The 24,380-nt window shown below is 56.0% G+C and carries 29 protein-coding genes and 1 pseudogene; 16 read left to right on the plus strand and 14 right to left on the minus strand.

What is annotated here, in order from left to right:
- Nucleotides 1-74 precede the first annotated feature (74 nt).
- From DOS48_RS28370 to DOS48_RS28380, 3 genes are read right to left on the minus strand one after another with little or no spacing between them, the layout of a single operon-like run.
- Nucleotides 75-1,850 carry a pentapeptide repeat-containing protein gene (locus DOS48_RS28370; protein ID WP_168654377.1) on the minus strand — a complete coding sequence of 592 codons (1,776 nt, stop codon included), beginning with the start codon at nucleotides 1,848-1,850 and terminating at the stop codon, nucleotides 75-77.
- A 2-nt stretch (nucleotides 1,851-1,852) separates the two neighbouring features.
- On the minus strand, nucleotides 1,853-2,152 hold the full coding sequence (locus DOS48_RS28375; RefSeq protein WP_168654378.1) for a winged helix-turn-helix domain-containing protein: 300 nt from the start codon (nucleotides 2,150-2,152) through the stop codon (nucleotides 1,853-1,855).
- A 32-nt stretch (nucleotides 2,153-2,184) separates the two neighbouring features.
- The gene (locus DOS48_RS28380; RefSeq protein WP_244629434.1) at nucleotides 2,185-2,460 is read right to left on the minus strand and encodes a winged helix-turn-helix domain-containing protein; all 276 of its coding nucleotides are present in this window, start codon (nucleotides 2,458-2,460) and stop codon (nucleotides 2,185-2,187) included.
- A gap of 250 nt (nucleotides 2,461-2,710) precedes the next feature.
- On the opposite strand from DOS48_RS28380, the gene DOS48_RS28385 reads away from it, so the two are divergent.
- The 11 genes from DOS48_RS28385 to DOS48_RS28435 all read left to right on the plus strand — a co-directional run bounded on the left by DOS48_RS28385 (nucleotide 2,711) and on the right by DOS48_RS28435 (nucleotide 10,631).
- A complete protein-coding gene (locus DOS48_RS28385) occupies nucleotides 2,711-2,896 on the plus strand; it encodes a hypothetical protein (protein WP_168654379.1) in 186 nt (61 codons plus the stop codon).
- Entirely contained in the window at nucleotides 2,889-3,212 is a 324-nt protein-coding gene (locus DOS48_RS28390; protein ID WP_168654380.1) for a helix-turn-helix transcriptional regulator, read from the plus strand. The genes DOS48_RS28385 and DOS48_RS28390 overlap by 8 nt, the downstream gene beginning before the upstream one ends.
- A gap of 219 nt (nucleotides 3,213-3,431) precedes the next feature.
- A complete protein-coding gene (locus tag DOS48_RS28395; RefSeq protein WP_168654381.1) occupies nucleotides 3,432-3,935 on the plus strand; it encodes a hypothetical protein in 504 nt (167 codons plus the stop codon).
- 161 nt (nucleotides 3,936-4,096) lie between these two features.
- Nucleotides 4,097-4,276: a hypothetical protein gene (locus tag DOS48_RS28400; protein WP_168654382.1), complete on the plus strand. Its 180-nt coding sequence runs from the start codon at nucleotides 4,097-4,099 to the stop codon at nucleotides 4,274-4,276.
- Entirely contained in the window at nucleotides 4,276-7,215 is a 2,940-nt protein-coding gene (locus tag DOS48_RS29485; protein WP_244629435.1) for a plasmid replication protein RepH, read from the plus strand. The genes DOS48_RS28400 and DOS48_RS29485 overlap by 1 nt, the downstream gene beginning before the upstream one ends.
- A complete protein-coding gene (locus DOS48_RS28410; protein WP_168654383.1) occupies nucleotides 7,212-7,385 on the plus strand; it encodes a hypothetical protein in 174 nt (57 codons plus the stop codon). Before DOS48_RS29485 ends, DOS48_RS28410 begins: the two co-directional genes overlap by 4 nt.
- Nucleotides 7,378-7,974, plus strand: coding sequence for a rod-determining factor RdfA (rdfA, locus tag DOS48_RS28415; RefSeq protein ID WP_343203729.1), 597 nt, complete (start codon nucleotides 7,378-7,380; stop codon nucleotides 7,972-7,974). Before DOS48_RS28410 ends, rdfA begins: the two co-directional genes overlap by 8 nt.
- Nucleotides 7,975-8,128: 154 nt before the next feature.
- Nucleotides 8,129-8,497: a helix-turn-helix domain-containing protein gene (locus DOS48_RS28420; RefSeq protein ID WP_168654385.1), complete on the plus strand. Its 369-nt coding sequence runs from the start codon at nucleotides 8,129-8,131 to the stop codon at nucleotides 8,495-8,497.
- A 3-nt stretch (nucleotides 8,498-8,500) separates the two neighbouring features.
- Nucleotides 8,501-8,830, plus strand: a complete 330-nt coding sequence (locus DOS48_RS28425) for a type II toxin-antitoxin system PemK/MazF family toxin (protein WP_168654386.1) — start codon at nucleotides 8,501-8,503, stop codon at nucleotides 8,828-8,830.
- Between the two features lie 36 nt (nucleotides 8,831-8,866).
- On the plus strand, nucleotides 8,867-9,715 hold the full coding sequence (locus tag DOS48_RS28430) for a DUF502 domain-containing protein (protein ID WP_210755426.1): 849 nt from the start codon (nucleotides 8,867-8,869) through the stop codon (nucleotides 9,713-9,715).
- A gap of 286 nt (nucleotides 9,716-10,001) precedes the next feature.
- The gene (locus DOS48_RS28435) at nucleotides 10,002-10,631 is read left to right on the plus strand and encodes a nitrous oxide reductase accessory protein NosL (RefSeq protein WP_168654388.1); all 630 of its coding nucleotides are present in this window, start codon (nucleotides 10,002-10,004) and stop codon (nucleotides 10,629-10,631) included.
- Nucleotides 10,632-10,727: 96 nt separating this feature from the next.
- Here DOS48_RS28435 and DOS48_RS28440 read toward each other — a convergent pair whose 3' ends face one another.
- Both DOS48_RS28440 and DOS48_RS28445 read right to left on the minus strand, forming a co-directional pair.
- The gene (locus DOS48_RS28440; RefSeq protein WP_168654389.1) at nucleotides 10,728-12,047 is read right to left on the minus strand and encodes a zinc ribbon domain-containing protein; all 1,320 of its coding nucleotides are present in this window, start codon (nucleotides 12,045-12,047) and stop codon (nucleotides 10,728-10,730) included.
- Nucleotides 12,044-12,181: a hypothetical protein gene (locus DOS48_RS28445; RefSeq protein WP_168654390.1), complete on the minus strand. Its 138-nt coding sequence runs from the start codon at nucleotides 12,179-12,181 to the stop codon at nucleotides 12,044-12,046. Before DOS48_RS28445 ends, DOS48_RS28440 begins: the two co-directional genes overlap by 4 nt.
- A gap of 373 nt (nucleotides 12,182-12,554) precedes the next feature.
- On the opposite strand from DOS48_RS28445, the gene DOS48_RS28450 reads away from it, so the two are divergent.
- From DOS48_RS28450 to DOS48_RS28465, 4 genes are all read left to right on the plus strand, one after another.
- Nucleotides 12,555-13,040 (plus strand): DoxX family membrane protein, encoded by a 486-nt coding sequence (locus tag DOS48_RS28450; protein WP_168654391.1) that lies wholly within the window; start codon nucleotides 12,555-12,557, stop codon nucleotides 13,038-13,040.
- 396 nt (nucleotides 13,041-13,436) lie between these two features.
- A complete protein-coding gene (locus tag DOS48_RS28455) occupies nucleotides 13,437-14,756 on the plus strand; it encodes a methyl-accepting chemotaxis protein (protein ID WP_168654392.1) in 1,320 nt (439 codons plus the stop codon).
- 243 nt (nucleotides 14,757-14,999) lie between these two features.
- Complete coding sequence (locus DOS48_RS28460) at nucleotides 15,000-15,269, plus strand: AbrB/MazE/SpoVT family DNA-binding domain-containing protein (protein ID WP_089309307.1); 270 nt, start codon at nucleotides 15,000-15,002, stop codon at nucleotides 15,267-15,269.
- A 15-nt stretch (nucleotides 15,270-15,284) separates the two neighbouring features.
- Entirely contained in the window at nucleotides 15,285-15,635 is a 351-nt protein-coding gene (locus tag DOS48_RS28465; protein ID WP_168654393.1) for a type II toxin-antitoxin system PemK/MazF family toxin, read from the plus strand.
- A gap of 108 nt (nucleotides 15,636-15,743) precedes the next feature.
- On the opposite strand, the gene DOS48_RS28470 is transcribed toward DOS48_RS28465, so the two are convergent.
- On the minus strand, nucleotides 15,744-15,992 hold the full coding sequence (locus DOS48_RS28470; RefSeq protein ID WP_168654394.1) for a type II toxin-antitoxin system RelE/ParE family toxin: 249 nt from the start codon (nucleotides 15,990-15,992) through the stop codon (nucleotides 15,744-15,746).
- A 6-nt stretch (nucleotides 15,993-15,998) separates the two neighbouring features.
- Complete coding sequence (locus DOS48_RS28475; protein ID WP_168654395.1) at nucleotides 15,999-16,319, minus strand: winged-helix domain-containing protein; 321 nt, start codon at nucleotides 16,317-16,319, stop codon at nucleotides 15,999-16,001.
- 522 nt (nucleotides 16,320-16,841) lie between these two features.
- Between DOS48_RS28475 and DOS48_RS28480 the strand changes: the two genes are divergently transcribed.
- Nucleotides 16,842-18,698 carry a PAS domain S-box protein gene (locus tag DOS48_RS28480; protein WP_168654396.1) on the plus strand — a complete coding sequence of 619 codons (1,857 nt, stop codon included), beginning with the start codon at nucleotides 16,842-16,844 and terminating at the stop codon, nucleotides 18,696-18,698.
- Nucleotides 18,699-18,994: 296 nt separating this feature from the next.
- On the opposite strand, the pseudogene DOS48_RS28485 reads toward DOS48_RS28480, so the two are convergent.
- From DOS48_RS28485 to DOS48_RS28515, 7 genes and pseudogenes are all read right to left on the minus strand, one after another.
- Nucleotides 18,995-19,126, minus strand: a pseudogene (locus DOS48_RS28485) (IS5/IS1182 family transposase); the annotation flags it as partial.
- Between the two features lie 57 nt (nucleotides 19,127-19,183).
- Nucleotides 19,184-20,863, minus strand: a complete 1,680-nt coding sequence (locus DOS48_RS28490) for a histidine kinase N-terminal 7TM domain-containing protein (protein ID WP_321169477.1) — start codon at nucleotides 20,861-20,863, stop codon at nucleotides 19,184-19,186.
- 75 nt (nucleotides 20,864-20,938) lie between these two features.
- Nucleotides 20,939-22,168 (minus strand): RNA-guided endonuclease TnpB family protein, encoded by a 1,230-nt coding sequence (locus DOS48_RS28495; protein ID WP_168654398.1) that lies wholly within the window; start codon nucleotides 22,166-22,168, stop codon nucleotides 20,939-20,941.
- A gap of 6 nt (nucleotides 22,169-22,174) precedes the next feature.
- Nucleotides 22,175-22,327 (minus strand): DUF2080 family transposase-associated protein, encoded by a 153-nt coding sequence (locus DOS48_RS28500; RefSeq protein WP_168654400.1) that lies wholly within the window; start codon nucleotides 22,325-22,327, stop codon nucleotides 22,175-22,177.
- A 185-nt stretch (nucleotides 22,328-22,512) separates the two neighbouring features.
- Complete coding sequence (locus tag DOS48_RS28505; RefSeq protein WP_244629407.1) at nucleotides 22,513-23,313, minus strand: UbiA family prenyltransferase; 801 nt, start codon at nucleotides 23,311-23,313, stop codon at nucleotides 22,513-22,515.
- A 503-nt stretch (nucleotides 23,314-23,816) separates the two neighbouring features.
- Nucleotides 23,817-24,074 carry a type II toxin-antitoxin system HicA family toxin gene (locus DOS48_RS28510; RefSeq protein ID WP_168654402.1) on the minus strand — a complete coding sequence of 86 codons (258 nt, stop codon included), beginning with the start codon at nucleotides 24,072-24,074 and terminating at the stop codon, nucleotides 23,817-23,819.
- A 2-nt stretch (nucleotides 24,075-24,076) separates the two neighbouring features.
- Nucleotides 24,077-24,352: a HicB family protein gene (locus DOS48_RS28515; protein WP_094520315.1), complete on the minus strand. Its 276-nt coding sequence runs from the start codon at nucleotides 24,350-24,352 to the stop codon at nucleotides 24,077-24,079.
- Between the last annotated feature and the right edge of the window lie 28 nt (nucleotides 24,353-24,380).

A 24,380-nucleotide genomic window follows, 5' to 3' on the forward strand; every position in this document is an offset into this window, starting at 1 on the left:
AGAAAAAGTCACTTGATGTCTATCTGCTCAAAAATGTCGACTAATCTTAAATTCTTGGTCACGATCTGAGACTGTCACCGCAGCGCCCGCCGTCCAAACACAGCCACGAGCAACGCGATCAGAATCCCACCGATAAGGGACTGTACGCTAGCGAGCAGTTGCGTCGTCGTCGTGGTCGGCTCGATGCCGCCGTAGCCGAGCGTCGAGAAAGTGACGGCGCTGAAGTAGATGTAACCGATTAGGTCGGGCGTCTCACCGCCGATCACGATCCCACCGACGACCGAATAGATCGCTGCGAAGACGGCGACGACCACGATCGAGGTACCGACGACGCGGGCAGGGCTCTCACCGTAGAGCATCACCCACCGATACGTGGAGTGCTTGAACCACTCCCAGTACGAGACCGTCACGAAGGCTCGCTTTCGGCGGGAGTGCTGCTCTCTCACGTAGGGCTGCGCGACATCGCGTGGGCGGCTGTTCTCGCGCTGGAGGCGCTGTCGGATGCGATATACGCTGGTCGCTTTTTTCAGTCGATCGCCGACTTCTCGCCGATCCTCCGTGCCGAGGTTGCGGTGGCGACGGAATCGTCTGATGGCCTGTCGGACCTTCGCTATGGATTCTGTGGGCGGGCTCGCGTCGGCGCTGTGATAGCGTGACTGAAGGATCTGACCGCTTCGCACCGCGAGAGCGAACTTGTCTCGGAGTGATGTTGGGATAGTCGACTCTCCGTCGAGGAGGTGCCACGGGTCGCATGGGTCGGCCTCCCGCTCGTACACGGTCTGATCACTGAAGACAGTCTGATCGTTGATCGACATCCCCTGAGGCTTTGTATCGTAAAATCGTGTGCCTGTGAGATTGGTACCGTCGAATTGGCTATCTTTCAGAGATGCTCCTTCCAAGTTTGCTCCGAGAAGATCGGCGTCGGTGAAGTTCGTGCGGATAGCGGTTGCGTCTTTGAGCGATGTCCAACGCAAAGTGGCATCTGTAAGATCGGAATCGGTGAGTTCGGTATTCTTGAGGTTGGCGTCGGTGAGATCAGTAACACGGAGATCGGCGTCGGTAAGATCGGCGCTTTGGAGATCGGCATCGGTAAGATCAGCATCTGCGAGGTGGGCGTTCGAGAGGTTGATTTGATAAAGGTTAGCGCCGGTAAGATTAGCACCCTCGAGGTTGAGGCTGGTGAAGTCGGTCCCGAAGAGGTCGGCATCGGTGAGATTAGTATTCACGAAGTTAGCGCCGGTAAGGTTGGCACCACAGAGATCGGCGTCGGTGAGGTCAGCCAATGCAAAGTTAGCACCGGTAAGATCGGCACTGAGGAGGCTGGAATCGGTGAGGTCAGCTTCAAGGAGGTTGGCGTCGGTGAGATCAGCATCGAAGAAGTTGGCGTCAGTGAGGTCAGCACCGAGGAGGTTGGTGCCGGTGAGGTTGGCCCTGGAGAGAACAGCATTGGTGAAGTCGGTACGCCCAAGGACGGCGTCAGTGAAATTGGCCTTGGAGAGGTTGGCATCGGCGAAATCTGCATTGTAGAGGATAGTTTCAGAGAGATCTGCATCTCGAAGGTAATATTCTTCTAATGCAAAACTAGGATCAAATTCGATTCCTGTCAACACTGCTCCGTCAAGTAATTCGCCCCCCGGTTGTGTTTGCTCTCGGATCTCGGCGTCGACCAAAGATTGTCGCAACGCTTCTACAGCCTTTTCACCCACCTCGTCCGGATCGGCGTGCCAAACACACAGATCTGAGTCTTGGTAGGTATCACGCCAGCAGCAACTCTGATGATTCAGTTGATCGCCCGCTCCGTAATCCTCTCCCCACGTGTACCCGCACTTCCCTTCTGGAACCTCGTTCATCACTACCCGAACCCGGCCCACCAGCCGGGACGCGTCGCGTGCGGCGGCCGAAGCGCGGGAAGCGGGCGGATGAGCTTGGCGTCGACATAGCCGGCGAGATAGCCAACGCCACGTGTCGTGATCGACCAGTGATCGTCGAGGTCGCCGCGATCATCGTTAGCGACCCAACCAGCCTTCGCGAGGACGTTGAGGCGAGTACGAACGAGACGACCGCCGAGGTGGAGATCGTGAGCGATCTGCCACCACGACGAGGGATCTTCTCGGCTGTGATACTCAAGGATTTTCTCGTCCTCCTGCACCATCCAGTTTGCCGATTTTTTGTACATAAGTCAAGTTAGACATGCGCATTTTCGTCGCCGTTCTCGGCCTCGGATCCCTCCTCAATCGACTTAGCATCGAGTTCACCTTCGAGATACGATTCCCCAGCTGGTGTGATCGAGTATACCCCGTTTCCGAGTTCTTGGACTAACCCGTGGTCCTTCATCCGATTCAGACGCTTGGAAACGCCCGATTTACCGATATCGACATATTCGTGCTTAGACAGCGGAGTTGGTGAGGTAGGGCCTTCGGCACTCATAATCTCCAAAATTCGATCGTCCCAGATGGTCATCCAATCTGCGCTCTTCCTCATAGACACGAAGTTTCCGCGAAGAAACTTTGTTCCCTGCATAAATGCTGGAAAGACATATCAGGTCTTTCTAGACCCGTCGTCAACTTTAAGACACGTCGTTTCTTTGTGTGGACTACGGAGCCCGAGTGACGAACCCTCGGCTAGTGAGAAAATGTAGGATCCCGGTCGCGGTGTCATCAGCACCCGACCGGGTCGGGTTCTGTGCTGAAACCACAGAACCATGCCAACGATGGCAACTGCGGGGCTTAAGCCCTGCGCGACGACCGAGGAATCGATCGAAAACACCGGCAGCTGCGAGTTGTGCGAAGCGTCCGCGGACGGCTATGACGCGGCGTACGGCGGCGCGCTCTGCAGAGAGTGTGTTGACGCGTTCGGCGCGCTCCAGAGCGATCTGCGGGAGGTGCGCGATGTGTAACCCGGTGGGGAGTGAGACGCCCGAAGCCGATGAGACGGTCGCTGTCGCCACCCTCACCGCTTTCCAGCGGGACCTCCTCCGCACACTCGCAAAAACCGACGAACAGAGCGGGCTCTCACTGAAAACGGATCTTACCACCTACTACGGTGAAGCGATTAACCACAGTCGGCTGTACCAAAACCTCGACGAGCTCGTCGCACACGGACTCATCAACAAACGCCAGCGCGACGGCCGCACCAACAGCTACAGCCTGACTGACGCAGCACAGACAGCGCTCACAAAGCGCGACGCGTGGATCCGAGGTGAGACCGCGTGAACTTTACCCGTCCACACATCCGGTTTGACGCCCGCGAACGCCTTACCGGCGACTACGACGATATCACCGTCCAGCAGGCAGTGGAGGCCTACACACAATGACGAAGCTGTGGCGCTGCCGTCAGTGTGACCGGCTCGTTAATCGGTTTGTCAACGGCTGGATCTGCCCTCAGTGTGGCTGGTACTGTGGCCGGTCTCTCGCACACGTGAACAAGGGACCATGAGTCGGGAGCAACACACCAACACCGGCTCGACGCCGCCAGTCCATCCTGCAAGCGAGGTCACCACGCGTCTCGATCAGCTGTCGCTTGCGTCCACGTCGGGTGCGTGTCAACACTGCGGGTGCTCGTTCACCGAGGGCGACGACGTCGTCGCGTACGTCCACAAGCCAGCCGAACAACACACCCACGAAGTTGGCCATTGCGTCTGCGCGCACAACGAACACCGCCAGCAGGAGGTGTTCACGCTCGGCGTCCACGAACTGCTGGTCGCCGGGCGCATCGGAATCGCCTCCGACGCTGCGACCCAATCCACCTGGCCGATTCTCGTCGACCCGGTCCCACTCGGTGTGAGCGCACCAGCGACGACGACGATCCGCTGGCTGCCACCGGAGACGCCACTCGCCGAGCAGGTCGTCCCGAATGCGACCCACCGGCAGCGACGGCGCGACGCTCGGGCGCAGGTGACCGTCGGTGACTCACCGATGACGGAGGGAGATGACTAATGTGGTCGTCGTCCCGCACCGAACCACCGCAACCGAAGAGGTCCGGTCACCAACCAACGCGCCCATCCACACAGCCAGCAGCCGATCCGGACATCACTCTCGCGACGATCGCACACCTTCGGCGGGCGCTCACCGCGAGCACCGCCAGTGACGCGGCCGGCGTGACGGCGGCGCTGTTCCGAGCGACCCGGACTGTCGACGAGACACACCATCCAGACATCGCGGCCGCACTCCGGATCGCCCGCAGTGTCGATCCTGTCTCGCGAACGGTCCGCCAGTATATCCGAGAGCTGCTCCGGCGGCTCGTCGCGATGGTCAACTGCTGGGAGCCGCACAAGTGATGCCAGCAGACGAGCAGGCCCGCCGCGGGCACGCACAGCCCGCCGGCCAAGGCCACAAGCGCGGCGTCCATCTTGTGGGTCCAACCACACAGTATGATGCCGCCGGCAGCCACTGTGGAAGCGTCTCGCCGCGGCTGACCGAGTGGATACCCGAACTCCTCGACCAGCTTCGTGAGGCGACCACAGAAACAGTCCGAACCCAGACACCCCACAGCGACCCGTGGCGGGCGAGTACGTCACTCCTCGATACCACCCTTCCGGAGTGGACCTCCCTCGAGAACACGTGGGACGATGCGACCGCCGAGGCCGTCGCGTACACGCAGGCGATTACCGAGTTGGCGCTCGTCGACGGCGACACCGAGTCGTCATATCACACACAACGCCACAACGAATTACGCGACACCGTTCATACAGTCGGCACCGGGCGCGGCGCGGTCAACGCCGGGCTTGGCGCGCTCGCTAAGGGACCAGTCGCGCTCCACCGCGAATTCGACGCGACTCCCCGAGCGATTACCCTCGCACTCGATGGGGCGGCGTGGACCGATCTCACCGACCGCCGAACTGGCGTCCGCGCACTCGCGGCCATCGCCGTGCTCGCAGCCGGGTTCGACGTTCGCGTTGTCGTCTCCCCGGCGCTCAAACGCCACCTCACCCGGCGGTACCCACAGTGGTGTGAAATCCACCTCGATCTTACGCAGAGCCGGGATCGGTCCCACCCGCATCCCCACCGCGTTCAGTCTCACGAGCCGACCACCGACGAGTGCCACCCCGCTTGGGAAGCGCTCGATGGGCTCGAACGCACACCGAAGAAACGACGTCTCCTCACCAATCTCGACGCCACAACCGGGCGAACCTACCAAGATCTCGAACATGATCATGCGATCGACATTGAGGCAGGGACGGTCAGCCGGTACGTCCTTGATCTCGAGACGCGTGGGCTCGTCGACGTCGACCGTCGAGGCACCCACCACAGCGTCACCCTCTCTGAACGCGGTCAGACGGCCGTGGCTGGGTATCTCGACGCTGCCGGCGACCTCGTCCACCCCGAACAACGCCGACTGACTGACGATCTTACTGCGACCACTCACGAGTCTACAGGTACAGTGTCGCCCCGCCCGGAGGGCTCCACAGGTGACACCCCACCCTCACTCGAAGAGTGGCTGGCGGCGACGGGTGACCCCGACGCCGACGGGGAGTTCGTCCAGTGGCTCAGGGGGCCCGACACCGTCGATGAAACCCACCTCCACCAGCGGTTTCGGACCCCTGCCCAAGACGATAGCGTCACACTCGTTGATGACACCCCAACGCCGTTCGATGACGGCCGGGTTGGGTATCTGAGCCACACCTCCGGCGAGGCGCAGGTCGTTCTCCAGTGGGGTGGGCCCTTAGCCACTCTGGGACGTCTCGCGGCTGTCTTACTCAGCGATAAGGCGCTCTCGAAGATCTTGACGCCGTCGCGGTTCGGCCGCGCATTCGAGGCAATCCATCGCGGTGATCTCGAACAAGACGCCCCACGAGTGCTGTGTCGGGGCCACCAAGTTGGCTGGTACAGCGAGGACGAGCACACGTATGCGGCGTGGCGTGACCGCATCACGACTGTTCGTGATACACTGCTCGCTAAGATCGGCGAACACACGAGCAGTACCAATAGTGCCGCCCGAAGCAAACTCTTCGAAGACCTCCACGGGTTAGTCGCCTCGGCCACTCACCTGTACCACGCAATCGGCGTCGATCTAACGACCACAATACGGTTCCCGGACACCGCGGCGCTCGCGCGAAACTCGACGCAACGCCGGCAGCTCTGTACGTTCCTCGCGAAGACGGTGCCCAAACAATCGGTGTATGGCGTTCACTCGGGCTACCGCATGTTGTTCGAAGAGCGCCCACCCAAACTGCGGCGGCGGCTTCCCTACGACGTCGAGCCCGACGCGACGATGGATCTGACGATGTCGTGGGTGCTTGCGGGCCCGACGATCACCGACCTCCGCGATGCGATCCACGAGGCGCTCACCGCAGAGCTCACCGCCGTCCGAGAGGCGATCGCGGAGGGCACCGAAACCGCCCCCACGCTCTCGGTGCCGGTCGTCGACGGGACGACCTACCCCGCCATCCGGCGGGTGATCGACGAGATTGCGATGACCCACGACACCCAGTGGACACCCCGCGAGCGACAGCGGCTCGTGCGGCTGTGTCTGCGCTCGTTCGGCCCGGCGGACACCACTCGCCGTGCATGTCCGTACGATGTCGTGGTGAGCCTGCTACGCGCGCTGAACGAGTCTCACGCTCCGACCGTGGCTGCGGTTGAACGCGCGGCGGCGACGCTCTCTGTCGCACGGTTCCGCCCCGATCTCGTGCCAACGGCGACGGCGTTGTATGCGACCTTGCTTCGAGCCGACGAGCCGCTTGGTCGCTCAGCGTTACTCGAGCGGGCCGATATTGCGGCCAGTAGCTATGATCGCCGGATTGGCACTGTCCAAGCGCTTGACCGGGTACAGGCCGTTCACGTGGATGGCCACCGACGCTGGCTCACCACTGACGAGCCCAACCACCCGTCACCACAGCCGTCGCCGTACCTCGGTCACCCCCCTTCTTTGCTCCCGCTGTTGACGCACCGCTCACGAACACGTTCAGTCGGTTTCGCCACCAACCAGTGGGTGCCACTCCGAGTCGGCTGGCGACACCCACACCGAATCCTCACGTGGGGTCAACACGCCCCGACTGTCACTTGCCTTGACACCGCTCTTCCGGTGAACCAGTGGCGACTGCGCCGGGAGGACTGGACCGCAATCACCGACGCACCAACTCACCACAGCTACCACCCAGCCGCATTGCTTGAAACCACTACCCATGAACCACGCATGACACCACAATACTACGCACCGACCGTATCGCTTCTTGACCAGCTACGCCCCCTCTCACCACGGGGTGCGTCCCAATGAGACACCCAGCAAGCGATCGAACAACCGCCGCCATCCGCGAGCGACCGCTCACCGACGAGGAGACACAAATCCGCGTCGCCCGCTGTGAAGAGGCCTCATCCCAACTCACGTGTAGCGTCGAACAGCGGAATCAGCGCCTGTGTCCCGCCCTGTACAAGAACAATGCGTAACACTACAAGTACACGACCGAAGATAATTCGAGTAATCGACAAGTACGACCTCGACGGCATTGGCGACCGAATGGTTACGGAATGGACAAAGCCCGAGAGTACCCGGCGCTCTTGTCGTGAACTCGCGGAATTCTTCAACATCCGTGTGCTCGATGCAGCACTCCGCGAAGCGGGTATTATTTGGGATCGATCACTTGTGGAGGAGTGTACCGAGATTGTCAAAGACAAGGACAAATCTCTGACAGGATTCGATCTCGATAGTAGGGGAGTAGACACCGACGAAGTCAGCGGCGACATGGTATCATATCAATCAATACATACATACCTAACAGAGCACCGTGGCACTGAGTACGAACGAGAGATCAATGATATTCACTCGCGAGTAAAAAATTTACAGCAGATCGAGACAAGGACAGAAGCGATTGTCACTGGAATCATCGCACAATCTGTGACACACGACCAAGTACACGGAATGGAGCCTGAAGTAGAGGTCACGATGGAATGTATCTGTAACACATGCGGGAGCAACACCGAGATGTCGGTGTATCTGCGAAACGGCGGCTGTCCTGCCTGTAGCCGGTCAGGCTAAGCTGTCGACCGGCTGTTTCAGGGAGGAAGATGTGCGAAGAAACGGCTTTATTGGCTCTGTCGAAATTCTCAAAAAGTGATATATTCTGAGCCGGTCGCGGTCAATACAAGATCCCGTCCCAACATCTAATACAATAAGCGTACAATTCTCGTATATGCCCGTCGATTTCGAAACACACGAACCCGGAAACCCACGCGTTGACCTGTCAGAGGGGACCAACGCGAGGCGGTTGTTGGAGTTCCTGTTGACGACACCGACCGTGGGGTACACGCCAGCGGAATTAGCAGAGGAAACAGAGATCCCACGTGGGAGTGTTGGACCGACAATGAACCGGCTCGAAGCTGCGGGCCTCGTTCGTCACAAGGAACCGTATTGGGCAGCCGCAGAAGACGACCGGATCGCAGCAGCGACGGCTGCCTTCATCGGGGTCGAAACAGCATCTTCTACATACAGTGATGATTGGTACGCTCAGAACGACGGGTGGGCTGAGGAGTTGCCCGATCTGAGCGACGAAGAGTCATAGCGAATGGTGTTTTCGCAAGGCGCTATCGTCATCTCGGACGACCCGTTTGGAAACAACCCAAAGCGCCCGTACCTGATCCTCTCGAACGATCACGTCCCCTTCCACGGCCAAGAGTACGTTGCGGCAGTGATCACGACGACAGCTCGGACTGAGGCCGTTGAACTCACCGCCAACAGGCTCGAACGGGGACGGCTCCCCCGGACATCCTACGTGTCTCCGTGGTCGGTCCTCACGCTCAAGGATTGGATGATCACGAAGCAACCCGCAGAAGCGACTGACGCGACCGTCGATGAGGTGCGGCAAGAGTTGGATACATATCTACAGACCAGATGAGTATCTCTTTTACTGGCCCTCCCGAAAGCACGGGTTATGTCTTCGCCTGACGATAGCAAGCCCTCCCAAGTCGCGACCCGGGCGAAACAAACCGGGCAATCTCTGTACACGCGCGCATACAATTCGCTGATCACGGGTGTCGCAATCATGATTCCCGTCATCGTGACGCTATATATTGTCAGCATCGCAATCGGATTCATTCGGAATGCGCTAGACCCGCTGATTAGGGTCCTAAGATGGGCTGGTGTCATCCAACGTATTGAATCGGGCGGATTTGTCCAGTTGCTCATCGAAATCGGGATCTACACCGACGTTGTGGCGTTCGTTTCCGAGCTCATCGCGATCGCGGTTCTTGTGCTTGTTATCGCTATCGTCGGGATTGTGGGGCGTAATCACTATGGTCAGCGGGTCGTGGATGTCTTCGATCTCATGTTGTCCTCAATCCCAGGCGTCGGAACAGTGTACAAGAGCTTTCGGCGGATGGGGGACGTAGTCCTTGACGAGCAGGACGACAAGTTTCAGGAGGTGAAGCTCGTCCAGTGTTTCGACGAGAACGTCTACGTACTCGGATTCAAGACCGGTGACGCTCCGGTAACGATTGAAGACTCAACCGATCACGAGGAGATGGTCTCGATGTTCCTGCCGTTAGCACCAAACCCAGTGACTGGCGGGCTGTTAACGTATATTCCTCAGTCGGACGTGTATGACATAGACATGACCATTGAACAGGGGATTCAAAGTATTCTCACGAGCGGGGTTGCGACCGACAAAGGAGCCTCGGGGACCCTCAATATCGGTCTTGAAGACTTACAGAATTCACAGCGATACCAAGATATTCGCAGCGCGGTGGTTACGACCGACTACGACGATGACGACATAGATTGACATCCTCCTCCGCGTGAACGCGGAGAAACCCCGAGCGGTGGGAGTTTCAGGTTCGCAACCATGTTTCTGCCACTTACCGGGAACTCATCTAACCCAGCCATCGTGAACAGCGGCTGACTGGCGGTGCCAAACCGTCGTTACACCTATCCTCCACATCCAAATTAAACTGTGCTGTGCGCTAGCTGATCTGGAGTAGATGTCTCCTGTGAGTGTCTTCTCTCCTAAGACAAATTGCGTTCGACAGTTACACCAGAACCGTATTCACTCTATAAGAAGAACTATAGCTATGAAATCTGAATCTGACTCCCATTTGATATCGCGTCGACAGGTCGTTCATACAGTCGGCTTGGGAGCCGTAATTGGAACGGCTGGCTGCGCTGGGGGATCCCCTGAATCAAGCCCTGAACCGGTGGATTTGTCGGGCCAAAAGACTGATTACCAAGGTGGGATGGTCATTGGAGACCATGGAGGCCCTAATGGGCAGGTGTTCTACGCCAATACAGAACCCGAGCCCAGACAGGGGCCCGTCCAAGGCTCCGAAGGAACTGAGAACCTTGCTTGGTTTCACACGCTCGCACATGGCCTCTTCCCGTACCATCTTAACCTGGTAGCTGACGGCGCGGAAGCGACGGCGGTCTACGTCACGGACTACTCCCGTGTCGATTGGGAGATCTCTGAAGATACTGAGCGAAAGAAGATGCCAGCACCGACCGCCCCCGAGACATTTGCCGATGCGACGGGCTTCACATACGTCATCGAATCGGATGTCATGGGTGGAATGGGGCCAGATCTCATGCCGTTCTCGGAACCCAGCGAAGCTGAATCGTTCGCTGATAATTACGGCGGACGGACGATCGGGTACGACGACATCGGTCGGTCACTCGTTGATGGAATCCAGATGACTGGGATGAACTAATTGACCCTTCTCATAGTGGAGGTGACATCCTCGCCCGCCGTGAACGGCGGGGCTTCCACCGCAGGTGGAATACCAGTAAGATACTGGATTGAGGTTTCAAGACGTGTTCGCGTCACCGGTCTCTGGCCTCGCCCCTGCTCCCACTACTGGTGAGCTAGACGAACCCTTGTCATCGGAAGCCCGCTTCTCAGACGGGAGTCCCTCGCTCGGTGACGTGTCTTCGTGGGCCTGCCACTGGCCCCCGCTCTGTGGCGAGTCATCGCCTACCGTTTTCCAAGGCAGGCTCTCTCCCCACGGATTCAGCCGGTTGGCTATGTTCGCTGCTGCGTTCAGATCTGCTTGGTACTCCAACACCCAGCACGCCTCATTCGTACACTTGAATGTGCCTTGATGCGGTCGATAACCAACGTGTTGACACGCGTGGCACGTCTTCGACGTGTGGTGCGGATGCACGCATTCCACAGGAATACCGCGTTCCGCTGCCTTATCCTCAATACGTGACTGTATCTGGGAGAACAGCCACTTGCCGAGGCGTCGATTCCAGTATTCTCCGATATCCTCGTTGGTGATCCCGTCAAGGTATTCGAGAGCGATGACCGGGTTTTCAAACTGAGAGGCGTATTCGACGGCCCGATGTGAGGCTTTCTCTACTTCGTCTTCGATGGCGTCTTGCCACCGCCCCCACACGAGATCGTCCAAGAGTTTTGAGGCGTACCGTGGTTTCAAGCGGTCTTCGGCAGAGGCTTGTTTCTGTCGAAGGTGTCGGACACGACCACCATCAACGAACAACGGATCAACAGGCGTGTCGCCTCGGAGGGCACAGCCCACCAAGAGTTTGGATTCTCCCACGTCGAACCCGACAGGGGTCACGTCGTCACTGTCATACGAACACGAGTGGTCTGATTCCACTTCGTAGTTCGCGGTGACATGCAACACCCATCTGTCACCATCGAGTTGTAAGCGGATTTCACCCGCCCACACACTGTCATCTTCGTCATCAATCAACGAGTGCCACCACTCTTCTTGCTCGGGATTCAGTTGGAGTGGTATCCAGAAGTTCGTTCCGTGACCGGGAAGTGGGACTTCCCAGCAGATTTCGTGATGGCGATCGTCGTCGTGGTCAAAAACGGCTGCAGTGTTGGCGTAACGGATGGGGTGGTCGTCTGCGAGTTGCTTCGCATCGTACGTATCCTCGTCGAGGAGGTTTGGTACGTACTTTTTGAGTGCGTTTTTCGAGTGCCAGTTGAGGTCTTCACCAGTGACGATCTCGTTGACGGCAGTCATCGTGTCGCACTCACCGTTGAAGCTGCGACGGAGCAACGATTCGTATCGATCGTGTTCCCCGTGGAGCTTGCGCTGCTTGTGCTGAGTGGGTGGGGCAAGATACGCTTCGAGCGTCTTGCACTCCTCACTCATTCTTCGGCAGTGTCGAGTCCTTGTTCGACGAGTTCGGCGTATGCGTAGTCCATTCGCAGGCCGTTCTCACGGGAGTATTCTTTCACCCGTTCGTGGAGGTCGCTTCCACGTTCAATGGCTATATCAACTCGCATCCAATATTCTGTACGTTTTCTCGTATCTAAAAAATTTGTGTTGGCGTGGGGTATTCAGAGAGTTGTCGCGCGTGCTGTGTTGAATAGCGGTAGTTGGTTGGGCGGGCCGAACCTGAATCCCCTCGTTCGTAGATAAGTCGCGTTGTTCCATAACCGGGATCGCTCTAACCCCTTTCAGAGGTCGCTATTCAACAGAGCAGTCGCGCGGGGTTTGCGTAGTGGGGCGACGCGATTCACGCCCGCCGTAAACGGCGGGATTCTCTCGCTAATTATAGATAGTGAGAGTCACACCGGTTCTGGTCAACGAATCTGACACGGTCGATCAAGAGCTAGAAGCCTTTTGTCCGGCGAAATCGTAGCTATTACACACGCGATGGCAACCTCAGAAAACGAATCGAAAGACACGATGACCGTGTACCAAGAGCGGTTGGATGCACTCGACGCGACACTGGCATCAAAAATGGACCGTTGGAGTGTTCCAGCGTTGCGAGCCGCTGTCGGAGCAGTGTTCATCTGGTTCGGCGCACTCAAAGTACTCGGCGTCTCGCCGGCCGGCGACCTCGTCGCCTCAACGGTGTACGTTCTTCCGCCTGAGTTTTTCGTCCCGGTACTTGGCGTGTGGGAGGTGATCATCGGAATCTGTCTGCTCTACCCGCCGCTTACTCGTGTTGGATTGCTACTGTTGGCACTCCAGCTTCCGGGGACGTTCCTTCCGATGGTACTGCTCCCTGAAGTCGTCTACACCACGTTCCCGTACGGCTTAACGGTTGAGGGTCAGTATATCGTAAAGAACCTCGTAATCATCGCTGGCGCACTCGTTCTGGGAAGTACCGTCAGGGACGAATCTGTGTCGGTGTGAACCAGACACTTATCGGCTCGTGGTGTCGGATTCATCCTGATCCTAAAGGGTCAGGCATTCTGCTTGAATCTCTGTAATTACATGCTCGGGAGTCGGTCGGGGTGTGTGGTTGTGTCGTCCCATGTCGGTTTCCTCCCCGACCGACTCGCTCACTCCGTTCGCTCCTTGAGGTCGGGGGCTCCACCTCGAAAATGCTGAAGTCGTGCGAAACTGTCTGAAGAGTAGGTTTCAACAAAGCCATTATGATTCTCACCGACCGGCTGTTTCAGCTGAGAAATTGTCCAAAAACTAGAATCCCAACTGAGTCGAAGGGGCCGATAGTAATTCGTCTTGCAAGTCTATCAGAGGCGATAATTTCGTCAAAAAACAAATTACCCCTAGTAAACGTCTCCCGATATGGCCACGGCCACAGACAACGACCAGCTTCAGCAGAGTGGTTCCGAATCTGGCGAAGATTTCTGGCGGCACTCGTTCGAGCAGTTCATCGCAGATCTCCCTGAACCAGCATTCGTCGTCGACGTCGATGGTGACATCACACAGTGGAACACCGCTACAGCCGATCTGCTTGGCCTCCCAGCACGCAAAGCTGTCGGGATGAACGCATACGACGTGTTTGGTACCGAGGGCAAAGACGAGACCCTCGCCGAAGAAGTCGTCCGCACTGGAACACCGATACGTGAAAACGAGTTCCGATCCGCCGAACGACCAGATGGAACAAAAGCACATGCCCGCGCAATCGGGACCCCGATTCAGACACCAACCGGCAGGATCGTTGGTGCTGTCGAGTTGCTCTTCGACGTCACCACCGTCGTCGAACAGCGGGAGACGCTCGCCGACCTCCAAGAGGAACTCTCGGACAATGTCGAGACATCGATGGAGCAGTTGGGCGAGTCGACAACCGAAGTCGCGAATCGCTCGAACGAGATCACCCAACTCGTCAATGAGCAAGCAACCGAGCTTGAGAGTACCCAAGGTGACATCTCCGGATTCAGCGCCACTGTCGAAGAGATCGCCTCCAGCGCCGAGGAAGTCAGCAATCAAAGCGCGGAATCAAGAGCATTCGCTGAGGAGTCCGTCGACACCGCGACCGAGGTTATCAGTCAGGTAGACGATACAGCCGAGAAGTCAGCCACCGTCGCAGGCAATGTTGCTGAGCTAAAAGACGAGATTGAGCAAGTTGAGGAACTTGTCGGCGTAATCAACGATATTGCCGAGCAGACAAATATGCTCGCGCTGAACGCCAACATCGAAGCGGCACGAAGCGATAATGATGGGTTTGCGGTCGTCGCCGACGAGGTGAAGAACCTCGCCAATCGCTCACAAGACCAAGCTGACGAGATCGAAGAAATCGTCGCGAGGATCAAAAGGAAGGCTGCTACGGCAACTACCGAAGTAAGAGCAGGAAACGACGAGATCCAGTCTGCGAGAGATGACATTCAACTCCTTCTCGAGAACCAGAAGCAAATTCTGGCTGCGGTTGAACAAACCGAAAGCGGAATCAACGAGATTGCAGCCGCGACAGATGAGCAGGCGAGCGTGGCCGAAGAGATATCGAGTGCTGTCAATGAAGTCTCCGAACGGGCTACTGTCGTGAGCGAAGAAATCACAGAGATTGCGGACGAAAACGACAATCAGACAGAGATGGTTTCAGGGCTGACCCGGCAGGTCGAGCAGATTGATCATGAACTCGCGGAGGTCATGAACACGTCTGTGTGAGAGACTGTATTGCTTTGTTGAATAGCGGTGTTGACCGAGGAAGTCAAAATTTGAGTCGGTTTGTCAGCGATTGACGCTAGTGGTCTCAAGGTCGGCATCGTCTCACCATGGCTCAGAGGTCGCTATTCAACAGAGCATATTCTTCAGACATAATATCATGTGAAACTGCCGGTCGATGAGAGATGCGAATTGAATGACCATGCCACCGATATCTATATTAGTATGAAAAAAGTATGAACTGATATGACCGAACACAAACGGAAAGTCGGAGATCGGGGGCAGGTGACGATTCCGAAGGACCTTCGGGACCGTCGTGGCATCGAAGGCGGTGACGAAGTTGAATTCGTCGAAGTGAATGACGAGATCATAATTAAACCGCCGAGAGATGAGGAACGGCTTGCTGAAGGATATCGAAAGAGAGCCGAGCGGTCTCGTGAGTTGGCTGAAGAAATGGAAGACGCATCCGCAGAAGCAACTGGGCATCTCGGTGACGCACCCGACTGGAGCGAGTGAATTCTGGAGTCAACTGTGCAGGTACGCCGTGGCGACATTGTTATCGTTGAATTGAATCCCACGAAAGGGAGTGAGCAGCAAGGAAAGAGCCGGCCCTGTGTTGTCATCCAGAACGATGTTGGGAATCAGTACTCACCGACAACTATCATCGCTCCATTCACAACGCAGTACACATCTGGAGACACGTACCCGTTCGAGGTGGAAGTACTGGCTTCGGATACTGCCCTCAGTCACGATTCAGTGGCAGACCTAAGTCAAATCCGGGTTATCGACATCGCCGGACGTGTTAAGAAGAACATCGGATCCGTCCCGTCATCAGATGTGGCAAAAATCGACTCGGCAATCAAAGATAGCCTCGGCATCTGAGCGAAACGTTCCGTCAGTGTATAGTCTGCATTGACCACAAACGGGTCAGAATATATCACTTGCTAATTATTCAATAGAATCGGAGATTCATTACTAGATACTGGATTACTACTGATAGACAGTATCTCGTGTGTCGATCTCTAATACCCGCAGTTCGTCTTGTTGATCGTTCCAGTAGATAATCGCTCTACGCTTCCCAATGCGGAGAGAGTACTCATCACGGCCTTTGAGCGGTTTGAGGTGTCGGTCTGGGTTCTTTCCGGCTTCCTTGAGCTTTGAGCGGATCCGGTCCTCGATATCGTTCGGGAGATTCTCCAGTTTTTTCTCCACATCAGGATGCAACAGAACCGTCGCCATGTAGAGTTACAGTTCCGACCAATCGTCCGATCCACGACGCGTTTCGATACACTCGGCAGTTTCGTCGGCTAGTTCGGGGGCGACCTCAGCCCACCAGCCAACTGCCCGTGCCCCGAGTTTCTTCCGACTCACGAGTCCCTTATCAGCCATCTCTTCAAGCCGATTTCTGACTCCTTCAGGTGTGATCTGCTTCCCGAACCGACGCAGGCCATCTGCAACCTCCGGAGCGGTGAGAACTGGATCGTCCTCATAGTCGAATATCTTGAGAATATCCTGTTCAGTGACGGTTTTTTCGAACCGTCCTGCCTCGTCACGTCCTTGGCTCATAGTTCATCATGGGATCGCGATCTACATAACCGTTTGGTACGTGCAAATCGGAATGCTGTCAGGGGATCGCTGACTCTGGCCTCTTTAGAATCCTCAGTACGTGATACGTCATGCCTCGGTTGTATTTAATACGCCATCAGCAAAATTAAATTTGCATTCAGGACTGCTTTACCGGAGAAATGCGTAGAACTTCTTTAGGCAATGTTGACAAGTTATTCTTCTTAAACGAACCAAGCCAGAATATATCGTCTTCTGAGGAGTTCAACAGAGCCCACTTTCTCATGATTTCAACAGAGCCGATACGGCGGCTTTGTTACGAGATATTTACACAGGTCACGGAGACCGTAGGAAGCGTTCTTAACTTGATTTGGTAAACCGGTTGAGACACCTATTTTCTCGCCGCAACGGGTTTATACGCATCCAACCGCTAGTAGAATTAGTACCGTGTCTCAATTTAATCCGAACCCTCACGGAGAGACGGGACTGTCGATTTCGATTGATAACGCTCCCGCCGAAAAAATTGTGAGTGAACTCCAGATCGGCACGGATTATCTTGGGGTTTCGACTGGGTTCCTCACTCGCATTACTGACGGGACACAACGAATTGTTCAGTCAACCGGTGACCACCCGTTGCTCCAGCCGGGCGAGGAGTGTCCGCTTGAAGATGCGTACTGTCAGCGGACGGTAGAGATGGACGGAGTGTTATCCGTGCAAGACGCTGACGCCAGCGGTGAAATCGCCGACGTGGCTGTAGAGACATTCGGGTTAGAAACGTACATCGGCGCGAAGATCACCGTTGGTGGCGAGTTGTATGGAACGGTGTGTTTCGCCGATCGTGACGGGCGCACCGACCCATTCACCGAGTTAGAGGAGTTGTTCGTGGAACTGTTGGCTGAGCGTATTGGGAAGGCGTTGGAACGGGAGTCGTATGAGGTGGAGCTCGCTCAGCAGAATCGCCGGCTTGAGGCCGAAAAACAACGGTTCGAGGGGATCGCCGACGCGAGCACGGACATTATTTTTCGTATCGACTCATCCGCAGAGTTCTCCTACGTGTCATCTGCCGTTGATCGGGTGCTCGGGTACGACCCGGCAGGGCTCGTCGGCACCTCGTTCCTGGAGGTGTTCGTGAGCACAGACGTCGAGGAGTCACTTGAGTTGTACCAGCGCGTGCAAGGGGGTGAGGTGATCGAAGGCGTCGAACTAACACTTGAGACGGCGGGCGGAGAACCGCGTGTGTTCGAGGTCAACGCGCAGCCGTTCGACAACGGGATTGGCGGGGAAGCCGGAATCCAGGGGGTGGCGCGTGACGTGACGGAGCGGAAAGAACGTCGCCGCGAGCTTGAGGTGAAAAACCGGGCGATGGACGACGCAGAGGTTGGGATCGTGATCGCAGATGCGACACAAGACGATCTCCCGGTGACGTACGTAAACGAGAAATTCTGTGAGTTGACCGGGTACGACCGTGAGGCGGTGATCGGGACGAACTGTCGGTTCCTCCAAGGTGCCGGGACAGACCCGGAGTCGGTCGCGGCGCTCCAAGAGGCGATCGCTGCTTCCGAGTCGGTGTCAGTTGAGATTCTGAACTATCGGGCGTCAGGTGTTGCGTTCTGGAACGAGGTGACGGTGACGCCCGTTGAGAACGCCGCTGGCGAGACAGTGCAGTTCATCGGATTTCAACAGGATATCACGGCTCGAAAGCGTCGTGAACAGCTGTTAGACGTGATGAACCGTGTACTGCGTCATAACCTTCGGAATAAAATGAACGTCGTACTCGGCGGCACGACTGGCACGACAGATGCTGAACAGGTGGTCGTGTCAGCGGCTGAGGACGTGATTTCGCTGGCAGACCGCGCACGGGAGCTCCACGCAGCTGCACAAGCGGACCGCAACCCCGAGCGGGTCGATATTGGCGACGCGTTTGATGATCTCCAACAACAGTTCGCCGACGAGCATCCCGACGCGACTGTTGAGGGAGTTGTCGACACATCACGTGATGTGGTTGCTGGGAGTGAGGTTGCCGCGGCACTTTCAGAGGTGGTACGAAACGCGTTAGTTCATGATCCGACGGATGACACGGCAGTAACGCTCGCGGCGCATGATGATGGCGACGAAGTCACTGTGACGATCACTGACGACGGCTCTGGGATCAATGAGATGGAGCGTGCCGTCGTTGAGTCAGGGACGGAGTCACCGCTCGAACACGGATCGGGGCTGGGGATGTGGTTCGTCAACTGGGTCGTCACACGGTACGGTGGGGTCTTCCAGATCGCGTCTCGAGACGATGCAGACGGGACCGTCGCAACGATCCGTCTGCCGGCAGCTGGTGCTGATGACGATGTACTGGCCGTCGCCAGACGCCCCACGACCCTCGGTTCATGAAACCTGCTGAATTGACCCAGTTGAACACGGATCTCTTCACAATATGTCCGTAACGGCATACGAGATACAGAGTTTGACATCCTCCTCCGCGTGAACATAGAGGCCCTGTTGAAACCCTATTCTTCAGACATAATATCATGTGAAACAGCCGGTCGATGAAAATGTGTATTGAGTGTCGAGTATTCCACCGGATCAGAGAGGTATTTCAATAGTCGTACGGGATACACCGCGCGTCTCCGGCATGCCACTGTTGTCTCCACTACGAGTTACGACAGAGTCTTCGAAGTTCATTCCGACAAAGTAGCCCCTTGAAACCGTGTCTCTCGATCTATTGAGAATTTCGAGGAGTACCGAGAGACCGCCCGGCGTGCCAGATGGATCGCCTTCTTGGTAAACCGGAGAACCTGCGACTTCGGGAGTGACTTCATCCTATAGAATTACACGGCAAATATGTAATTCTCTGAGGATTTTAACAGAGCCAAATATCAATATCTGAGGGGTTCAACAGAGCCTGACGGTTCCTTCCGTGGGAGTGAGATGCTGACAACAGTCCCGGTCGCTTCCGTTTCGCTAAACTTCACACGACCGCCGAGGAGGTCGGTTCCCCATTTGATAATCCATAGTCCGAGCCCACTCCCATGGTGGAGCACAGATTCGGTTCCTTCAGATAGTACCGATAGTTCGTGCTCGGGTATCCCCGGCCCGTTATCGCGGATTTCGATCTGTATCTGCTCGTCTACGCTGGCAACAATCTCAACATGTGGACTGTCACTGTTGTTGTGTTCGGCAGCGTTTTCGATAGCGTTCGAAAGCACCGGACTAACGAGCACATCGACGGCTACATTCTGGTCAGGACACTGTAGCTCAAATGTAACGTCCGGAAAGCGTGATCTGACCTCCCTCAGTTGCTCCTCAAGGATTGTCTGCATCGACCTGACTTCAGGTTTTTCTCGAGCACGACTGAAAAGCTGGATCGCCTCACGACCCTTCTGTCCCAACTCATCGATTTGCAGTGCGCTTTGTTTTACCCGATCTGCTGCTTCCGTTGGTAGGCCCTCGCTGTACCCAAGTATCAGGTTTGTTTCTGTCTTGATGTTGTGACGAAGCACGCGATTGAGGACCTGCAGACGCTGTTCTTGCCGCAAGAACTCAGTCACGTCCTGTAACGTCACCATGCTCCCGGTGACTTGCCCTCCCTGTGTCGTAATCTCGACGGTTTTGATCTTGAAATTCCTCTTGCCTGACTCGGTTCGTATCGTTAGAAAGTCCTCAAACGACCCGGAATCTGGGAACGCCCCATACTTGGGGATCGCTTCGGGCGCAGACGACCCGAGCAGTTCGTCTCTTCGCACATTGAGCATCTCTAATGCTGGTTCGTTGACGTTAATTACGTTATCATTCAGATCAAGAACAACTATGCCCTCTTGGGCACCGTCGAATACGAGTCTCTGGGCACTATTGTTCGGTGCTGGGTTCGTTCGCAGCAAACTGTACCGTCGAATAGAGATCAAGTAGATGACGCCAGAAGCTGAAAATGCGATTGGTGTCGGATCAATAGGGGTTTTGAGAACGCTTGTGAGGTAGCAAAAGTTTATCACCCAAGGGATAAGCAATGCTCCAATCAGTGTATATGCCTGATTCCGAAACGCAGTCATCTGGTTCAGAGCCAACCCGATCAACAGAGCGCTGCCCACGCCACCCAGTAAATACGTATAAGCGGCGACGACCCAATACCAGATGCCCCCGTTGTTGTTCTGGACGACGCTGAGATCTGGGGTTTGTACAATACTGATTTGGAGAAGATCTTGAGCCGGCCCGAGAATGGCCAAAATCACGGTCACCACCGGGACGACTGCGAACACCGACACATATCTCCAGTTCAAAAAGCGATCGCGACCAGTGTATGATAACGCAAACAACATCCACCCGAGTGGGATTGCAACGACGCCGATCCACATCATGTGCATCCAGAATAGCTTCGCTTCCACAGCGGGTGCTCGGAGTCGAAAGACGAGCATAAGCGACCAGAATACCTGCCCAGCAAGCAGCAGTACGAGAGGTCTTGCCCCTGGAGTGTGTCCCTCCCTCCACGCTAAAATAGCCGAAGCTGAGCCAAGAACGACAGAGATGTGTAGCACAAACAGCAGAAAGGTAGTATTCGACACAATCTTACAAGGACATCTATGTATACGAACTTTATGTCTGAGAAATTTAATTTTCTGCGAGTGAACTACCCCGACCTACTCACTCGCCGCTGGCGCGGCTCGTTCCTTGAGGTCGGGGCTTCCTGTTTCCACGACGCGCTTTGCAGGGACCGAATCGGTCCCCGTAGGGAGCGCAGTCTCCGCAGGCGTTGTTTCGGAGCGTCCCTCTCCTAACTGCTTGATTCCGCGAGAAAGAATATTCCATGCCGCGTTCCAGTCCCTATCGGCGGTGAAGCCACACGAGGGACAGGAGTGTTCCCGGACCCACAACGGCTTGTCCGTCTTGACACCGCAGGCAGCGCATTCTTTGGTTGTCCCTGCTGGTTCTACCGATACGAAGAACGTGCCTTCACGTTCACACTTGTACTCCAGCATTCGCAGGAACGTACCCCACGCCGCCCCCGCACGGTTGCGTGAGTTACCCGGGAGTTCGACTAACCCTTTCGTGTTGAGGTCTTCCACAGCCACGAGGTCGTACTCACTCGCGTAGTAGTTCGACAGCTTGTGGAGAAAATCGCGACGTTTCCGTTTCAGATCGGCATGACGCCGAGCGACAGTCTTTCGCTGTTCTTCCCAGTTGTTTGACCCGTGGTCCTTCCGCGAGAGATCACGCTGGGCGCGTTCCAACCGTTTGCGATCGTCTGAAACGTTGAGCGACCCGACAGCCGTGCCGTCGGTGTCGCTTGCGTAGTTGAGTATGCCTACGTCGATTCCGACTGTCTTTGTCAACTCGTCGGGTTTCTCAGGTGGATTGTCGGGTGTTTCCAGCTGGAGCGAGGCGTACCAGTTGCTGGTCGGCTCACGTTTGACGACGACACCTTTCACCTCGGCGTCGGTTGGAAGATCGCGATGGGCAACAATGGGCACGTCGCCGATCTTGTTGAGGTACAACCGATCTTGACCACTCGTTTTCTTGAGTTCGAAGCCAGATTGGTTATACTCGAAAGAGTGGTAGTACCCTTTGCCCTTCCATTTTAGTTGCCCGACCGTGTGCCCCTTCTCTTTCTTTTTCCTGAGATTAGAGCGGTCGGTGTAGAGCCGTCGGACGACCATCTGAAGGACTTTCGAGTTGACATCCTGAAGCTCGGTCCACCATTCTTTGAGGTCGGGGAGACGGTTCTGTTCAGGGGTGTACGTCGGGTTCTCCACACGGTTCATGCGGTGGAGAAAGTGATTACGGACTTGCCGACAGATATCCAACGTCCACGCTAGCCGCTCCTGCTGGCTGGGTGTGGGGTTGAGTCGGAACCTGTAGGCGAAGTCCATGTTGCGTTACTCCTCTGGTTCGGCAGGCTCAGAGGTGCGGACTACTTTCACGTCTGCCCCGAGCCACCGCTTCGGGATGGTAATATGAGCACCACCGCTTCCGAAGGGCTTCACCTCCCGGTCGAGAGCTTCTTGACCCTCAACTGTGAATGATGCCATGCTAATTTATATGCGAGACATATAGGTAAATGCTTCGGCGCGTTGGCCTGCGGGCCGTCTGTATCGGAGGAATGAACAGGTGATGACGGCGCTGTATCCCCTCCCTACTCGCTCCCTTTGGTCGCTCCTTGAGGAAGGGGACTTAGCGCCTACAAACTGTTAATAAAAAAAGAGAGCGCCGTGGGTTACCCGAAGATAGCGATGAACAGTCCGCACGCCACGAACACGTAGTTCATCTCACCGAGCAACTCTAGGCGACGGTAGTCATCACTACGCCCAATTCGACTATTAAGGAAAACCGCCAGCACTCGTCCAGCAAGAAGGACTAACGCAAAAAGTGCTGGGAGGAATCCGCTAAGAAACGCTCCAACGACGACGAGAATTGAGAGCATGTTGATGACATACAATAGATGCCGCGTCCGTTTGACGCCGACGACAGTCGGAAATGTTGAGACATTATTTTGCGCGTCATCTTCGATGTCGCGGACGTTCGGAATTTCAGTGTTGACAAAAATGTCGGCGAAGAAGTAAATCGCCAACACAATCGCAAGTGGCGTGATCGCGGCGTCAGCAAACACAATTGGCAGGAGTACCATTGCCGTCGCCCACGCTAGTGCCACAAGCGTAGAATTAAGCACAAAGATAGTCTTCAGGCGCTTGAGCGGCACAAGCGATCGTTCAGACAGATCCGCTACATACAAGATCCACGTTACGCCTGGCACGAGGGTGACCGCAAGCGCGAGTGGGCCACCAAGCGCCGAGAGAGTAATTGCAAGTCCGTATGCTCCAGCAGACGTGATCGAAAGCAGACGCCTGTGTCGCCCGATAAACGCACTTCGCTCGGACGTCGCTTGTGGGTCGTATCGCACATCGCTAATTCTGTCACCGACGTAGACACCGTAAGCGACCAATCCAACGACGACGGGTGCTAAGGATGGCTCGAGTGACAGGATCACCATCGTGACAAGTGTTCCCGCGATTCCCATGCCCACAATATCGAGCTGGAGAAAAATACAGGCCTTTCGTATGCGATGCCACAGTTTGACTGATGGACGAAAACTGCTACCGGTTCCGGTAGATTGTCTACCGGAACTCGTCCGTTCTGGTTTTTTCTTTGACATTCTGTTGGGGACACCACAAGAAAACACGCTGTTGCTTCCTGGGTGCCAACTATAAATTACTTCCAACTGACAATAAAGATAGATAGAGACTTTTCAGCAGATTAACAGGCTGTTTGCGGGTTTCTCAAATATTTGTTTTGCTGACATACTGCATGTGCTGTTCGTACCTCTCAGCGGTAGTTGATGAACACCCCAAACCAGCGGTGCGGGGCCGTAGGAATCTTCGCCCTTCAGGGCGGAGAGGATGTCACCAATTAGTGCTGAAGCGGAGAGAATACCTACGGCAGGCTTTGTTGAAATCCTCAGCGGTTGATAGTTTCACACCCCCAATTGCCCAGTACAGGTGACTCAGAAACCTATATCGGTCGTCACCGATTCTCGTCGATCCACTCGCAGAACGCTTCGAAATTCTCCGCACCGGCGTCGTCAGCAATATCATGGAGCGTTCCGATGCTGATTGAGTCGTGGACCGGAACAGTCACCGTACGCGCATCCGTGTTCTCATGGCTTTCTGGTGGGTCCCATCGAAGAATCAGGTGATCCCCTGTGGTACGGACGTGCTGAAACCCACCAACGTTCACCAGCACTTTGTACACGTCTTCACCCGAAAAGTCCCGCGTCACCATTGCTACTGTAAGACATCGGGAAGCTCATCGCTCTGTGATTGAGCGACTTCAGGATCAACACCGAGGTCACGTATCTCCTCGTCGGTTGGAGGCCGCCCGCCATCGCCTTCTACCGCCTCAATGACGGCATCAAGATTGTCAAGTGCTACGTCCCGGCTTTTACCTTGAGCAGTCACGCCGACACGGAGATCACGAGCCGTCCACTGGCCATCCGGGTTCTTCACTAAGCGGATTTCCCGTTCAGGAGGGTCCGAATTCCCAGAATCAGCTCGTGCCATACCTCCCGGTACTTCACCGAGACCCAAA

The organism is Halorubrum sp. PV6 (assembly GCF_003990725.2).
Lineage (GTDB): Archaea > Halobacteriota > Halobacteria > Halobacteriales > Haloferacaceae > Halorubrum.

Bases quoted from the DNA above. Each gene is read 5' to 3' on its own strand.
- DOS48_RS28475 (WP_168654395.1), bottom strand. From the start codon at position 16,319: ATGAGCCAAGGACGTGACGAGGCAGGACGGTTCGAAAAAACCGTCACT.
- DOS48_RS28495 (WP_168654398.1), bottom strand. From the start codon at position 22,168: ATGGACTTCGCCTACAGGTTCCGACTCAACCCCACACCCAGCCAGCAG.
- DOS48_RS28420 (WP_168654385.1), top strand. From the start codon at position 8,129: ATGCCCGTCGATTTCGAAACACACGAACCCGGAAACCCACGCGTTGAC.
- DOS48_RS28385 (WP_168654379.1), top strand. From the start codon at position 2,711: ATGGCAACTGCGGGGCTTAAGCCCTGCGCGACGACCGAGGAATCGATC.
- DOS48_RS28430 (WP_210755426.1), top strand. From the start codon at position 8,867: ATGTCTTCGCCTGACGATAGCAAGCCCTCCCAAGTCGCGACCCGGGCG.
- DOS48_RS28370 (WP_168654377.1), bottom strand. From the start codon at position 1,850: ATGAACGAGGTTCCAGAAGGGAAGTGCGGGTACACGTGGGGAGAGGAT.
- DOS48_RS28425 (WP_168654386.1), top strand. From the start codon at position 8,501: ATGGTGTTTTCGCAAGGCGCTATCGTCATCTCGGACGACCCGTTTGGA.
- DOS48_RS28505 (WP_244629407.1), bottom strand. From the start codon at position 23,313: ATGGGAATCGCGGGAACACTTGTCACGATGGTGATCCTGTCACTCGAG.
- DOS48_RS28450 (WP_168654391.1), top strand. From the start codon at position 12,555: ATGGCAACCTCAGAAAACGAATCGAAAGACACGATGACCGTGTACCAA.
- DOS48_RS28380 (WP_244629434.1), bottom strand. From the start codon at position 2,460: ATGACCATCTGGGACGATCGAATTTTGGAGATTATGAGTGCCGAAGGC.
- DOS48_RS29485 (WP_244629435.1), top strand. From the start codon at position 4,276: ATGCCAGCAGACGAGCAGGCCCGCCGCGGGCACGCACAGCCCGCCGGC.
- DOS48_RS28390 (WP_168654380.1), top strand. From the start codon at position 2,889: ATGTGTAACCCGGTGGGGAGTGAGACGCCCGAAGCCGATGAGACGGTC.
- DOS48_RS28470 (WP_168654394.1), bottom strand. From the start codon at position 15,992: ATGGCGACGGTTCTGTTGCATCCTGATGTGGAGAAAAAACTGGAGAAT.
- DOS48_RS28455 (WP_168654392.1), top strand. From the start codon at position 13,437: ATGGCCACGGCCACAGACAACGACCAGCTTCAGCAGAGTGGTTCCGAA.
- rdfA (WP_343203729.1), top strand. From the start codon at position 7,378: ATGCGTAACACTACAAGTACACGACCGAAGATAATTCGAGTAATCGAC.
- DOS48_RS28510 (WP_168654402.1), bottom strand. From the start codon at position 24,074: ATGGTGACGCGGGACTTTTCGGGTGAAGACGTGTACAAAGTGCTGGTG.
- DOS48_RS28435 (WP_168654388.1), top strand. From the start codon at position 10,002: ATGAAATCTGAATCTGACTCCCATTTGATATCGCGTCGACAGGTCGTT.
- DOS48_RS28460 (WP_089309307.1), top strand. From the start codon at position 15,000: ATGACCGAACACAAACGGAAAGTCGGAGATCGGGGGCAGGTGACGATT.
- DOS48_RS28515 (WP_094520315.1), bottom strand. From the start codon at position 24,352: ATGGCACGAGCTGATTCTGGGAATTCGGACCCTCCTGAACGGGAAATC.
- DOS48_RS28440 (WP_168654389.1), bottom strand. From the start codon at position 12,047: ATGAGTGAGGAGTGCAAGACGCTCGAAGCGTATCTTGCCCCACCCACT.
- DOS48_RS28500 (WP_168654400.1), bottom strand. From the start codon at position 22,327: ATGGCATCATTCACAGTTGAGGGTCAAGAAGCTCTCGACCGGGAGGTG.
- DOS48_RS28395 (WP_168654381.1), top strand. From the start codon at position 3,432: ATGAGTCGGGAGCAACACACCAACACCGGCTCGACGCCGCCAGTCCAT.
- DOS48_RS28445 (WP_168654390.1), bottom strand. From the start codon at position 12,181: ATGCGAGTTGATATAGCCATTGAACGTGGAAGCGACCTCCACGAACGG.
- DOS48_RS28375 (WP_168654378.1), bottom strand. From the start codon at position 2,152: ATGGTGCAGGAGGACGAGAAAATCCTTGAGTATCACAGCCGAGAAGAT.
- DOS48_RS28410 (WP_168654383.1), top strand. From the start codon at position 7,212: ATGAGACACCCAGCAAGCGATCGAACAACCGCCGCCATCCGCGAGCGA.